The sequence below is a fragment of the Leptolyngbya sp. Cla-17 genome, from assembly GCF_016807185.1.
In the GTDB taxonomy this organism is placed as follows: Bacteria; Cyanobacteriota; Cyanobacteriia; order Leptolyngbyales; family Leptolyngbyaceae; genus ULC077BIN1.
This window is the reverse complement of the sequence record NZ_JAEVYN010000002.1, coordinates 929,740-943,304: the sequence shown is the minus strand read 5'-3', so window position 1 is coordinate 943,304 and position 13,565 is coordinate 929,740. Positions and strand designations below refer to the sequence as shown.

Annotated in this window: 9 protein-coding genes; 6 read left to right on the top strand and 3 right to left on the bottom strand. The window is 49.4% G+C overall.

The window, feature by feature from the left end; genetic code table 11:
- Positions 1–325: 325 nt before the first annotated feature.
- From JOY44_RS15535 to ggt, 3 genes are all read left to right on the top strand, one after another.
- Positions 326–874 (top strand): DnaJ domain-containing protein, encoded by a 549-nt coding sequence (locus tag JOY44_RS15535; protein ID WP_171576026.1) that lies wholly within the window; start codon positions 326–328, stop codon positions 872–874.
- A gap of 2 nt (positions 875–876) precedes the next feature.
- Complete coding sequence (locus JOY44_RS15530) at positions 877–1,899, top strand: hypothetical protein (protein WP_171574562.1); 1,023 nt, start codon at positions 877–879, stop codon at positions 1,897–1,899.
- Positions 1,900–2,145: 246 nt separating this feature from the next.
- Complete coding sequence (ggt, locus tag JOY44_RS15525) at positions 2,146–3,894, top strand: gamma-glutamyltransferase (protein ID WP_171576025.1); 1,749 nt, start codon at positions 2,146–2,148, stop codon at positions 3,892–3,894.
- 1 nt (position 3,895) lies between these two features.
- Here the strand turns inward: ggt and JOY44_RS15520 are convergent, their stop codons facing one another.
- The gene (locus JOY44_RS15520; RefSeq protein ID WP_171574561.1) at positions 3,896–4,084 is read right to left on the bottom strand and encodes a hypothetical protein; all 189 of its coding nucleotides are present in this window, start codon (positions 4,082–4,084) and stop codon (positions 3,896–3,898) included.
- 153 nt (positions 4,085–4,237) lie between these two features.
- On the opposite strand from JOY44_RS15520, the gene JOY44_RS15515 reads away from it, so the two are divergent.
- Positions 4,238–4,753: a rod shape-determining protein gene (locus tag JOY44_RS15515; protein ID WP_171574560.1), complete on the top strand. Its 516-nt coding sequence runs from the start codon at positions 4,238–4,240 to the stop codon at positions 4,751–4,753.
- Between the two features lie 63 nt (positions 4,754–4,816).
- The gene (locus JOY44_RS15510) at positions 4,817–8,530 is read left to right on the top strand and encodes a hydantoinase B/oxoprolinase family protein (RefSeq protein WP_171574559.1); all 3,714 of its coding nucleotides are present in this window, start codon (positions 4,817–4,819) and stop codon (positions 8,528–8,530) included.
- A 31-nt stretch (positions 8,531–8,561) separates the two neighbouring features.
- Here JOY44_RS15510 and cphA read toward each other — a convergent pair whose 3' ends face one another.
- Both cphA and JOY44_RS15500 read right to left on the bottom strand, forming a co-directional pair.
- Positions 8,562–11,300: a cyanophycin synthetase gene (gene cphA, locus JOY44_RS15505; protein WP_171574558.1), complete on the bottom strand. Its 2,739-nt coding sequence runs from the start codon at positions 11,298–11,300 to the stop codon at positions 8,562–8,564.
- Positions 11,301–11,553: 253 nt separating this feature from the next.
- Complete coding sequence (locus JOY44_RS15500) at positions 11,554–12,492, bottom strand: cyanophycinase (RefSeq protein WP_171574557.1); 939 nt, start codon at positions 12,490–12,492, stop codon at positions 11,554–11,556.
- A 307-nt stretch (positions 12,493–12,799) separates the two neighbouring features.
- Here JOY44_RS15500 and trmD point away from each other — a divergent pair, with 307 nt between their 5' ends.
- Positions 12,800–13,507, top strand: a complete 708-nt coding sequence (gene trmD / locus JOY44_RS15495; protein ID WP_171574556.1) for a tRNA (guanosine(37)-N1)-methyltransferase TrmD — start codon at positions 12,800–12,802, stop codon at positions 13,505–13,507.
- Positions 13,508–13,565: the final 58 nt, after the last annotated feature.

Sequence of the window (13,565 nt, the reverse complement as noted above, 5' to 3'; positions counted from 1 at the left end):
AGTTTGACTGATGCATCCTTATTAACGTTTAAACCCGCGCTTTAAAGGTGGACTCTTATCTACCAAGTTATTCAACGCTACAGTACAAACAAAAAACAGTGGGTGTTGAGAACGTTTTTATTGTTATCAGCATGACTAAAAAGAGAAATTTTATTAACGCTTTGGCAAAACTTTAATCCTGGACTGGTTTATAAAGATTAAACTTTTGCTCCTGGTGACTGCCGGAAATTGTGGGAACTCTAACGAAAGATTGAAAAGATTAAGCACTTAACTTTGTTTATAGCCCTAAATGGTAGCGAAAAATATTAGCGACATAGGAGTGCATATGCCTCAAACAATCCTGAACAAGTTATTGCAGGATGAAATTGCCTTACTTGCAAAAACTCACGGAATAAGTGCAGATGTACTTGAGAAATTTGCAGACTTTACTATTGTAAATTTCAAAAAGAAAGATCCTAAGCCAAAACCTCTTACTGGCAAACAACTTAAAGAAGCTGTCTGTAAACACTTCGATGTAAAAGACATAAAAGAACTTAAAAAATCGAGTGGTTTTCAATTGGCTACATCCAGCATGGGCAAACTTGATTTAAGCAAGAACGCAGGTTGGGAAATGTTATATCGCAAGTTTATTGATGTTCTACCCAACGAAGCCAATGAAAAGGGACATGGCTGCATTAATGGAATCAACATCTTTAAATACGACATGCCTTGGCGAACTTTTGGATTAGATCCAAAAACTTCTAGCACTGAGGATATCAAGTCTGCCTATCACCAACTGAGTAAAATTTACCACCCAGATACTTCATCTACAGGGGATGCAGAAGTATTCGATCGCTTGACTGTTTTCTATAAAAGTCTTACCTACAAGTTTTAACCATGGCAAAAGTTTACATTACCAGCAAAGAACTGATTAAGACACTCAACATCACAGATCAAGACTTGATTAATATTGAGACACATTTCGATGCAGATGCAGATGATGAATGGGAACTGCTTGAAGGAAAAGACTATAAAGTTGTTATTGCCTCTACTGGACTTCGCGAGTATACGGAGTCTGGAGCTTACGCCATTGCGCGTTATCTAGAGGCAACTAAAAAGCCAGGATTTTGGGATCTTCTCAGCGAATGGATTTTCCATACTAAAGAAAAAATTCGTCAGAGCTTTATTAGACGCAAAGTTTTTGAAAATTCCTCATCTCTAGTTAAGCGTAGCGACCAATTTTGGATTTCACGATCTGATGTAGTAGCAATCTTTGGAACGCGCTCTGACTATCTTAAAAAGATGGCTGAACATACTCAGAAAACCAAGTTTCCACTTACTAAAGGTCAACATTTTGAAGATTTTTTAGATGGAAGTGGTGAACGCTTTTCGTTAGAAGGGATTTACAGGCTTTCGCAATCTTTTCATGAGTGCCAAACCAAGAAAAACCGTAAGGAAGAATGTAAAGACGTTGGTGAAGTTATTAAGTCTGAAGTTGATAATATCATCGGCCAAATTAAAAAGCGCGAAGAAAAGATTGCAACTGCTAAGAATAATGCTAAAAGACGAGATAAAAAGACTTGTCAGCTTACTGGACAAAAAAGTAACAAGGTCAATCAATTAAAATTGACAGCCCATCATCTATACTCCCAAAATGAATATCCACTTTTGGCAGATATGGAGGATAACTTAATCACAATAGTCTGCGAAGTTCATGATCAATTTCACCTTAATCATATGGGCGGATGCCAAAAGCCTTGCACGATTGAGGACTTTATTGATTTCGTTCAGAAGTATTATCCTGGTCAAACCGATACGCTAAGTTGGCTGCAATATCAGCAGCAAAAACTTGGTAAGCAAGAGCCTGTTAGCAAACGCAAGCCTCATGTGCTGTATCTTCCATTTAGCAAAGTCAGTTAGTAGATCCTAGAAAAGATGATCTTGCAATTACTTTTCTAATAATCTGTTCCGGCTCATACAAGATGCAAGTTTGCTTGAGTCAGGCGGCATTGGTGGGGCTGAGGGTATGAACACCCGCACTTCCTTTTACTCTGCTGATCCCCACTTCGGCAGGTTTGAGAATTTAGAAGTTTATAGTCATCACAAGAAGTTCAATAGCGTAACTTGGATAGATAGTCTATTGAGCAATCCAGTTTAGTGATGGTTATGCGCCTTGTCCCAGTCTTTCAAGTGATTTCAGCAGTTTTCATTGGCTTAATGCCATCCGTTGGGCTAGCGCAAACCATAGCGCTCAATCGAGCCAAGCAAGGAATGGTGGTGGCGGCTCATCCCCTCGCAAGCCAAGCCGGATTGGCGATGTTGCAGCAAGGCGGCAATGCCATGGATGCAGCCGTGGCGACGACCTTTGCTATTTCTGTAGTGGAACCTTACTCAGCGGGACTGGGTGGCGGCGGTTTTTTGTTGCTGCGGGTGGGCAAAACTGGCGAGATTAAAGCACTCGATTTTCGGGAACGGGCACCCTTGGCGGCTACTGCAAAAATGTATTTAGATGCATCTGGAAAGCCGCTCCCCAAAGCCAGCACGGAAGGCTATCTGGCAGTGGGAGTTCCGGGAACGGTGGCAGGATTGGCTGAAGTGCATCGCCAGTATGGCAAGCTGCCCTGGAAAACCGTGGTGCAACCGGCGATCGCCCTCGCAACCAAGGGCTTTGTGGTAACTCCCAAGCTATCAGCCGCGATCGCCCGTTATCCAGCCTTGCAAACCAATCCAGCAACTCGGCAAATTTTTCTGCCATCAGGAAAGCCGCCTGCAATTGGTGAGACGCTGATTCAAACCGATTTAGCTAAAACGTTAGGCGCGATCGCCCAAGGGCCGGGCAGTTTTTACACAGGCAGCATTGCCAGCGCGATCGCCCAAGACATGGCAGCCAATGGCGGCATCATCACCCAACAAGATTTACAGCAGTATCGCCCAATTTGGCGGACTCCCGTTTGCGGCAATTTTCAAACAGTGCGAGTCTGCTCCATGCCGCCGCCATCTTCCGGTGGAGTGCATCTGCTGCAAATGCTGAACTTGCTCAGTGGCACTCTTGAAAGCTCTAGCGGGAACGCTATTAGCGGCGCTAATCTCAAAGCTCTAGGCTGGCATCATCCCGATGTGCTGCACTGGATGATCGAAAGTATGCGAATTGCCTATGCCGATCGCGCTCAGTACCTTGGCGATCCAGATTTTGTGAAGGTGCCCACGGCTGCCCTGATTAGCCCTGCTTATGCCGCGCAACGCCGTCTAGAAATTGACCTGAGCAAGGCACGACTATCCAGCCAAGTGAAACCTGCCGATCCAGCGTTGCTACAGCGCCTGTCGGGCAAGGAATCGGCAGACACTAGCCACTTAAGCGTAGTGGATCAAGCGGGGAATGCCGTCAGTCTGACTTTTACCGTAAACCTGGGCTTTGGCGCACGGGTGGTTGCAGCAGGTACAGGCATTGTGTTGAACAACGAAATGGATGATTTTGCGATCGCGCCCAATATACCCAACGCATTCGGATTAGTGGGTGGCACAGCAAACGCGATCGCCCCGCGGAAAACGCCTCTTTCTAGCATGACTCCCACCATCGTCACGGAAAATGGGCAGATCCGCCTGGTTGCGGGGGCACCGGGCGGCAGCACGATCATCACAACTATTTTGCAGATTGTGCTAAACGTGCTGGTATACGACATGGATGCTCGCAGTGCAGTGTCGGCTCCGCGACTGCATCACCAATGGCTACCTGACAAGCTAATGGTAGAAAAAAATGGGTTCGACACACTGACGTTGACAGAGTTGCGCCGTCGTGGGCACACAATTGAGGAGCAAGCGGGCTGGGGCAATCCGACTATCATTCTCCGCAGTAGGGATGGTTGGTTAGAAGGAGCTGCCGATCCGCGTGGAGAAGGAATAGCGGCTGGCTTCTAAATTAATCCACAACCTTGAGCAATCCCGACCGTAAGCGATCGAACAGGCGATTAATCAGTAGTTTTTCTTTAGCGTTTAAATTACTCAGTGTCAGCAGTGAATGTTGATCCACACGGGTAATTTGACGGGTCGCTAAAATCCGTTCGACAATCTCTTCTAGGGGTGTGGCAGTTAAAGTGGGGGCGTTCATGGCAGAGACTCAACTAGGGGCTTCGACACTTTTAAGTATCCTGTTATTCCAAGCTATGACAGGTGATAAATGCCCCTTCTCAGGTGTGATTGTTCCTGATTCTCCTAGTGATTCAAATCACGCTCTGTTCCATGACCTGTATCTTGCAAACCTATGATGAACTGGCTAACCGGCAACTCCACAACCTGTGTCCGCATCCGGCGTAATTGGCTATCTGTGCGGGTTATTAGACAGGGGAAGCCAGCCAAGCACTATGAAAATTCAACTGAAGTAGTGGTGCAACTCGATCGCACTGGCAAGAAAAAAGTGGTTGCAGTTGGACGAGAGGCGCGTTCCTTTTCATCTTCACAGGTTACAGATACAGCGCCGCAGAATGCATTTGATCACCCTAGGTTAGTCATTGACGACTTGGAGATTGCCGTCGCCACGCTAGTTTATTTCTTGCAACAGGCATTTAATCGTCAGTTGTTCTTTGCGCCTTCTGTGATTGTGCATTCTCTGCGAGAGTTGGAGGGAGGATTAACCTCAATTGAGCGCCAGCTATTATTGAGTCTTGCCAGTCAAGCTGGAGCTAGAGAAGTGTTCTTGTTTGAAGGGCTGCAAGAACTGAGTGATGATGAGTTGCTAACCAGCCAACCCAGTGATTTTCAAAGCAAGTGGAAGACTTAACCCTGCACCTGACATCTGCTATCAATTTAACCTTTTCGTTCTTTTTGTGGATCACTGCTGAATATGACTGCTGAGACTTTGAAGTGGCAATTTTGGATTGATCGCGGCGGCACCTTCACCGACATTGTGGCGCGGCATCCCAATGGTTCACTTTCGGTACACAAGCTGCTATCTGACAATCCACGCTATCAGGATGCCGCTATTCAGGGCATTCGCGAGATTTTGGGCATATCTGCGAATGAGCCTATTCCAACAGAGCAGATTGAGGCGATCAAAATGGGAACGACGGTGGCGACGAATGCGCTGCTGGAACGCAAGGGCGATCGCGTCCTATTTATCACGACTAAAGGCTTTCGGGATGTGTTGCAGATCGGCTACCAACATCGCCCCAACATTTTCGCTTTGCAGATCTTTCTGCCCGAAATGCTGTATGAGCAGGTGATTGAAGTGGATGAACGCTACAGCGCCCAAGGTGAGGAACTCGTTGCCATTACTGCTGAGGCAGAGACGCAGTTGATCGCATCGCTGCAAGCTGCTTATGACGGCGGCATTCGTTCTTGCGCGATCGCGTTGTTGCACGGCTACCGCTATCCCCTGCATGAGCAGCAAGTCGCAGCAATCGCCAAGGCGATCGGCTTTACCCAAATCTCTGTTTCCCATCAGGTTAGCCCCCTGATGAAGCTGGTCAGTCGCGGCGACACCACCGTCGTTGATGCTTACTTGTCGCCCATTTTACGGCGCTACGTTGAGCAAGTGGCGGCAGAGTTAGGCAAGGGGCAGGAGGTAACAGGCAAAGGGCAAGAAGCAATCTCCCCTCGCCTCTTTTTCATGCAATCCAATGGCGGCTTAACCGATGCCCAATCATTTCAAGGGAAGGACAGCATTTTGTCGGGTCCGGCTGGCGGGGTGGTGGGCGCGGTGCAAACCTGCAAACAAGCAGGGCTGGAGAAAATCATCACCTTTGATATGGGCGGCACTTCAACGGACGTGGCGCACTATGCCGGGGAGTATGAACGCACCTTTGAAACGGAAGTGGCAGGAGTGCGGCTGAGGGCACCGATGATGTCAATCCACACGGTAGCAGCGGGGGGCGGTTCCATTCTGCTGTTTGATGGGGCGCGCTACCGCGTCAGTCCCGAGTCGGCGGGGGCAAATCCGGGTCCTGCCTGCTATCGCAAGGGCGGACCGCTGACAGTCACGGATTGTAATGTGATGCTGGGGCGGGTGCAGCCAGAGTTCTTTCCAAAGATATTTGGAGTGGAAGGAAACTTGCCGCTGGATGCGGAAGTGGTGCAGCGCAAATTTGCAGAATTGACAGCGGAAATTCACCAGGCAACGGACGACCCACGATCGCCCGAACAGGTGGCGGAAGGTTTTTTGGCGATCGCCGTGGAAAAAATGGCAAATGCCATCAAAAAAATCTCGGTGCAGCGTGGCTACGACATCACAGAGTACACATTGTGCTGTTTTGGCGGCGCAGGGGGACAACATGCCTGCGCGATCGCCCAAACTTTGGGCATCCAACAAATTTTCATTCATCCCTACGCCGGAGTTTTATCTGCCTACGGCATGGGCTTAGCAAACCAAAGCGTCATCCGCGAACAGTCTATTGAAACTCCTTTGACCGAAGCGGTGCCCGATCTAGAAGCCGCGATCGCCCATCTCACCGCTACGGCAACCACCGAACTAATCCGCCAAAATTCCACCCTTGCAGCAGCCCTTCACGCGTCAGCCAAAGCCCATCTGCGCTATGAAGGTACGGATTCTGCCTTGATTGTGAAATATGGCAGTATTGCTGAAATGACGACCCGATTTGAAGCGGCTCATCGTCAGCGCTACGGCTTCATTGCCCAGAAACCTTTAATCGTCGAAGCGCTCTCCGTCGAAATGGTGGGCAGTGTGGCAGGGTTAGATGAACAGATGTCCAAACCGTCCCGCACGGAACCTTTGCAGTCGATCTCCACTCGCCCTATGTACGTTTCCGGCGGTTGGCAACCTGTGCCTCTGTATCAGCGCGATCTCCTGTGTCCCGGCGATATCATTGCTGCACCTGCTCTCATCCTGGAAGCTACTGGCACCAACGTCATAGAACCGGGCTGGCAGGCAGCAGTGACGGAGCACGGAGGATTAATCTTGACCTGCATTCAGCCAATCAAAACTCCAATCTCCAATCTCCAATCTCCCATTTCAAAGCCCGATCCAGTTCTGCTGGAAATTTTCAATCATCTGTTTATGGCGATCGCTGAGCATATGGGCGTGACGCTGCAAAATACCAGCTACTCGGTCAACATCAAAGAGCGACTTGATTTCTCCTGCGCCGTCTTTGACCAGAACGGACAACTGATCGCCAATGCGCCCCACATTCCGGTGCATCTCGGTTCCATGGGCGAAAGTGTGCAAAGCCTGATGCGCGATTCGTTCCACGATCCCAAAGGGAATCGCGGCGATGCTTTGTCCTCCGGCGATGTCTACCTATTGAATAATCCCTACAATGGCGGCACCCATTTGCCAGATGTAACGGTGATCACTCCCGTTTTTTTAGAGGGGATCGGAATGAGTCCCCAATTCTTCGTTGCTTCCCGGGGACACCATGCCGATATTGGAGGTATTACGCCAGGTTCCATGCCTCCCAATAGCGTATCGATTACCCAGGAGGGGGTACTGATTGATCATTTCAAGCTGATCGATCAAGGCAATTTCCGGGAAGCTGAGTTGATGGAACTGTTGACTGCTGGCGAGCATCCCGTTCGCAATCCAGCGCAAAACTTGGCAGACTTAAAGGCGCAGGTTGCCGCCAATGCCAAAGGCGTGCAGGAGTTGCAGGCAATGGTGCAGCATTTTGGCTTGGAGACAGTGCAGGCATACATGCAGCATGTTCAGGACAACGCTGAAGTTGCGGTGCGGCGGGTGATTGATGCCTTGGGTCAAGATGCAACGGATCGCGCTTTCACAGTCACGATGGATAATGGGTGCAAAATCCAGGTAGCGATCGCGATCGACCCAGCCTCTCGCAGCGCCAAAATCGATTTCACAGGCACCTCGCCCCAACAGCCCAATAACTTCAACGCGCCGCTAGCAGTCTGCAAAGCTGCTGTCCTCTACGTCTTTCGCACCCTGGTTGAAGATGATATTCCCTTGAATGCTGGATGCCTGAAGCCCCTGGATATCATCGTCCCCGCAGGTTGCCTGCTCAATCCTCGCTACCCTGGTGCGGTGGTTGCAGGTAATGTGGAAACCTCCCAGGTGGTCACCAATGCACTGTATGGAGCGCTGGGCGTAATGGCGGCAGCCCAAGGCACAATGAATAATTTCACCTTTGGCAATCAGCGCTACCAATACTACGAAACCATTTGTGGCGGATTGGGCGCTGGCGCAACCTTTGATGGTGCGGATGCTGTGCAAACCCACATGACCAACTCCCGCCTCACCGATCCGGAGGTTCTGGAATGGCGCTTTCCGGTGCTGCTAGAAGAATTTTCCCTTCGTCTCCACAGTGGCGGCGAGGGAAAATATCACGGCGGTGATGGCGTAGTGCGACGGCTCAAATTTCGAGAACCGATGACGGCAGCAATTCTATCAGGACATCGAGCTGTGCCCCCCTTTGGCATGAATGGAGGGGAACCAGGAGCAGTTGGACGCAATTGGATTCAGCGCCACGATGGCACGATTGAAAATTTAGGCAGCACGGCAGCAGCCCAAATGCAGGCTAACGATGTATTTGTGATTGAGACTCCTGGTGGTGGTGGTTATGGGTCTAAAAAAGATCAACGTTCTTGAGGTATAACCGATGTTTACACACTGCTCGCGCCTACTCTACCCGTTGGGTAATGAAGGATGCTTGAGCTGAAACTTCGGTACCTTTCACCACTTCAGTTTGTTCAGAATCTACTGAGGAAGCCGAGGTTTCAATCGTGCTGGTAGCTAACTCTGGTTCAGCAATGGGTTTGCGGACTTCAATCAGTTTGATTGCTCGATCAACACTTTCCGGCAAGATGACCACCAGACTGTTTAACGGAGCATTATCTAGCGCCGTTTGAATGGCGGTAACCTCGTCTAGGACTATCTCATAGAGGCAATTGGGCTTTGCTTGCTGTAATCCTCGCGCAATCCAACGGGCAGCATCGCCACGGGGTCGCCCACGGGCATCATCGTCTTCTTTAATGATGATGCGATCGAACATACCAGCCGACAGAGTGCCTAGGGTGACGAAATCTTCATCACGGCGATCGCCCGGTCCTCCCACTACGCCAATGCGTTCGCCAGGCCAATTACGCACAAACCCTCCAAGCGCCTCGTAGCTGTGGGCATTGTGAGCATAATCCACCAAGGCATGGTAGGTGCCCAGATTGAATAAGTTCATGCGACCCGGTGTTTGTTCAGCAGAGGCACGGAAGGTGAGCAGCGCCGCTCGGATGTCTTTAATGTCTACGCCTTGAGCAAATGCCGCCAAACTAGCTGCCAGCGCATTGGCAATCATGAACGGTGCCCGCCCCGCCAAAGTCAAGGGCACATTTTCAGCCGGTTCAATCCGCAGCGTCCAATCACCCTTCAAAATCGACAAGTATCCATTTTCATGAACTGCTGCCAATCCACCTTTTTGAGTGTGAGCTTTAATTAGCTCATTGTCAGGATTCATAGAGAAGTAGGCAACCTGAGCGTTGACCCGGCGGGCCATCTCTGCGACGAGTGGATCATCTGCGTTGAGTACTGCGTAGCCGTTAGGCATCACGGTTTCAGCCACAACACTCTTCACCCGCGCCATCTGCTCAATGGTGTTAATATCGCCCAGTCCTAGGTGATCAGCAGCAACATTCAATACCACGCCCACGTCGCAAGTATTAAAACCTAGACCAGAGCGCAAAATGCCACCCCGCGCACTTTCCAAAATTGCCACCTCCACTGTGGGGTCTTGCAAAATCAGTTGGGCGCTTTGCGGTCCAGTATTGTCGCCGAGTTCTGCCACGTAATCGCCGATATAGGTGCCGTCTGTCGTGGTGTAACCAACCACTTGCCCCGTTTGCCGAAAAATATGGGCAATCAAGCGCGTGGTGGTCGTTTTGCCGTTAGTTCCGGTAAGGGCAATAATGGGCACGCGGCTAGGAGTACCCGGTGGAAAGAGCATGTTTAGCACAGGTGCTGCAACGTTGCGAGGAATGCCTTCACTCGGACAAACGTGCATCCGGAAACCAGGAGCTGCATTAATTTCGACGATCACACCATCGACCTCGCGCAGGGGACGGGTAATGTCTGGGGTAACTATATCAATGCCGGCAATGTCTAGACCGATGGTTTTAGCAGCCCGTTTGGCAATCCATAGATTTTCGGGATGGATGTCATCCGTGCGATCAACCGAACTACCGCCCGTACTCAGGTTTGCAGTTGCTCGCAGGTAGAATACCTCATCTTTTTCTAAGATAGTTTCCACGGTGTAGCCCTGTTTCTCTAACAGTTGCCAACTCGTGCGATCGAGTTCGATTTTGGTCAGCACGTTATCGTGACCTTCGCCACGCCGGGGATCGCTGTTGGTTTCTTCAATCAATTCTTCAATAGAATGAACCCCATCTCCCACTACGTGAGCCGGAATCCGCTCAGCCACAGCAACAACGTTGCCGTCTACGACCAAAACACGATGATCTCGCCCTGTATAAAAACGTTCTAGAATCACCGATCGCGAGACTTCTTTCGCTACGTCGTAGGCTGCGATCGCTGCTTCCCAAGAATTAATGTCAATGGTAATACCGCGCCCATGGTTGCCATCAAGCGGTTTAATCACAATCGGGTAGCCGCCCACATACTCAATGGCTTCTTCTAGCTCATCAAAAAAGTTGACAACTGTGCCACGCGGTACGGGGATCCCTGCATTTCGCAGAACGGTTTTGGTGCCCTCTTTATCACTGGCAAGCTCTACGCCCAAAATGCTGGTGTAGTTACTCAACGTTGCCTGCATCCGCTTTTGGTGTATGCCATAACCTAGCTGAATGAGATGGCGAGCACCCAGTTCAGACCAGGGAATTCCGCGTGCCTCGGCTTCCTTGATGATCGCCTCGGTGCTGGGTCCCAAAGAAACATCCGCAGCAAGCTGACGAAGATCATTCAAATCTTTTTCTAGTTCTTCTGGAGAGTATATCCCGTTGTCAATAATTCCCTGGCAAAGACGCACAGCCGCTCGCGCCGCATATCGTCCTGCCTGCTCATGGACGTACTCGATCACCACCTGATAGGTGCCTAAGTCATCCGTTTCTCGAGTTCGCCCAAAGCCAACGATCATGCCAGCCAGCTCTTGCAACTCTAGCGCCACATGTTCCACGATGTGCCCCATCATGGTGCCTTCCTGCACACGCTTTAAGAAACCACCCCGGCATCCAGGCGAACAAAAGTGTTCCACTAGGCTAGGAAGCGTCTGGGTCAACCCTTCATAGAAACCCGAAATCAGATTAGAAGGCTTATCCGCCAATTCTTCTAGAGCGAGACGCATCACCACCAGCTTTGGGCGACGAATGCTCCAGTAGTTAGGCCCGCGCAATGTCTGGATTTTGAGTATTTTCATAGCACTATCCGGAAAAGTTCAACTCTGGTGCTGTAAATGTTGGCAGAATTCATCCAATGATGAAGGTTGCGATCACAAGCAATTATTCAGTTTCTTTCGCAGTGGGGGTCTAAACTGTTCACGTTGAACCATTTAAACCCCAAAGGCTAAGTTTAATCAGTCATTTGAGGCTTGATATTAACGACTGCTCCTTTGTTCCACACTGCATTCCTCGTTACTGTGAACTAAGCTCTATCACGCTAATGCATCCGTTTCAAGTGTTATCAGAATGAGAATGAATTGGAATGCGCTTCTGCAAATTAAAGCAATCGCCGTGAACTAAAATATGGATTCGCAAATTTCCAATGCTGAGGGGATCGGTGGCTCCAATGTTGAATAAATTCGTGTGAGTTAGTTCTTTCGGATCAATTACTGTCACTGTACCCTTTCCCATCACTTGCAGCAGTCCATCTCCTTCAAACAAGGAGCAGGTATCTTCATCGATACCAATACCAAAAAGATCGGAGTGTCCGGCGATCGCACTCATGAGGCGTGCCATCCGGTTGCGGTTATGAAAATGCTGATCAACCAGTAGTTCTGGAATAATGCCTAGTCCTGTTGTAATATCGACCAGCGATCGATTGGGCGACTCACCGCTACCCCCGCCCGCAATCATGTAATGCCCCATTACCGCAGCGCCAGCACTTGTGCCAGCCAGCGTAATTTCGCCCCGCTGCGCTCGCTGACGAACTAACTCCATCAAGGGCGTATCTGCCAACAAACCACACAACCGAAGCTGATCGCCCCCCGTCATAAATACACCTGTACAGCTTTCGGCATAACTCTGCAAAATGGGGTCTTCGCACTGAGCGCGATCTTGAATATCTAAAATTTCAATGCCTTTTGCCCCCATCTCCGTAAAAATTTCACGGTATCGCTCACCAATAACGGCAGGTTCACGAGAAGCAGAAGGAATAATCGCAATTTGGGCATCCGTTGAGCCAGAGCGAACAAAAAAACTGTGCAAAATCTCCCGCCCATGAACTTTATCCTCGGCTCCACCGATAATCATGATGGCGGTTTTTGTAGATTGGGGCATTTCCTCTCCAAGGGACTGATACTGTAGCCGAGGTGCAGCATTAATTCCCGTCATAGGATGAAATAGGCGCTCTAACAGCTTTGTAACTGCCTTAGGGACACCACTTTTACTCATCTTGTGCTCCCTGATTCTGTTGAGGGAGTACCATAATCGAGGTAATGCTGATGCTCTCATCTACACACTAATCTTGCTAATTGATCGGGCAAGTCTGACCTACTTTTGATATATCTAAGAAGCTCCGGCGGCTTTTTGCAGAAGATCTTTATAAAAGATACGCACCATGACAGATCATTAAAGCTTAGTTTAAATCAATTCAAAATGTTTCTTTGTCTCCGTTGCTTTGCCCCCGTCAAAGCTTTACTTAAAGTCAGAGCGCTTGACCGACCGCCCCTCATCATAAGCTAAGTGTGGATTCGCAGCTATGCGCTTTGATATTGTGACCCTGTTTCCTGATTTTTTTGTTTCTCCTTTAGGTTCAGGACTGTTAGGAAAAGCTCTTGCTAAGCAGATTGCTGAGGTTCATCTAACAAATCCTCGTGACTTTACAACGGATAAACATCATCGCGTGGATGACGAGCCTTATGGCGGCGGAGTAGGCATGTTAATGAAGCCAGAACCGATTTTTGCGGCGGTGGAATCGCTTCCTATTTTGCCCCAGCGACAGGTGCTAATGATGACGCCTCAAGGGGAAACCATGCATCAACGCATGTTCCAGGGTTTTGCGGCAAATTGTGATCAGTTAGTCATCATTTGTGGACATTATGAGGGTGTTGATGAACGGGTATTAAATTTAGTGACGCGGGAAGTTTCTCTAGGGGACTTTGTGCTGACCTGTGGTGAAATTCCAGCGTTGACAATGCTGAATGGCGTTATCCGGCTGTTGCCAGGAACCGTGGGCAAGGAAGAGTCGCTAAAGCTGGAAAGTTTTGAGGATGGGTTATTGGATTATCCGCAATATACTCGCCCCCCTGTGTTTCGCGAGTGGGCAGTGCCAGAGGTACTGAGATCGGGCAATCATCAGGCGATCGCCCAGTGGCGCAAAGAACAACAGCAGCAACGAACCCGCGATCGCCGCCCTGACTTGTATGAAAAGTGGGAAAGGGAAAGGAGATCAACGATTGAGGATTAGCAATTAAGGAATCATCAATAATCATTAGGTTTAGAGCGCCGTCAAATTTCGTTGTCTA

Bases quoted from the DNA above. Each gene is read 5' to 3' on its own strand.
- trmD (WP_171574556.1), top strand. From the start codon at position 12,800: ATGCGCTTTGATATTGTGACCCTGTTTCCTGATTTTTTTGTTTCTCCT.
- cphA (WP_171574558.1), bottom strand. From the start codon at position 11,300: ATGAAAATACTCAAAATCCAGACATTGCGCGGGCCTAACTACTGGAGC.
- JOY44_RS15515 (WP_171574560.1), top strand. From the start codon at position 4,238: ATGATGAACTGGCTAACCGGCAACTCCACAACCTGTGTCCGCATCCGG.
- JOY44_RS15500 (WP_171574557.1), bottom strand. From the start codon at position 12,492: ATGAGTAAAAGTGGTGTCCCTAAGGCAGTTACAAAGCTGTTAGAGCGC.
- JOY44_RS15530 (WP_171574562.1), top strand. From the start codon at position 877: ATGGCAAAAGTTTACATTACCAGCAAAGAACTGATTAAGACACTCAAC.
- ggt (WP_171576025.1), top strand. From the start codon at position 2,146: ATGCGCCTTGTCCCAGTCTTTCAAGTGATTTCAGCAGTTTTCATTGGC.
- JOY44_RS15510 (WP_171574559.1), top strand. From the start codon at position 4,817: ATGACTGCTGAGACTTTGAAGTGGCAATTTTGGATTGATCGCGGCGGC.
- JOY44_RS15520 (WP_171574561.1), bottom strand. From the start codon at position 4,084: ATGAACGCCCCCACTTTAACTGCCACACCCCTAGAAGAGATTGTCGAA.
- JOY44_RS15535 (WP_171576026.1), top strand. From the start codon at position 326: ATGCCTCAAACAATCCTGAACAAGTTATTGCAGGATGAAATTGCCTTA.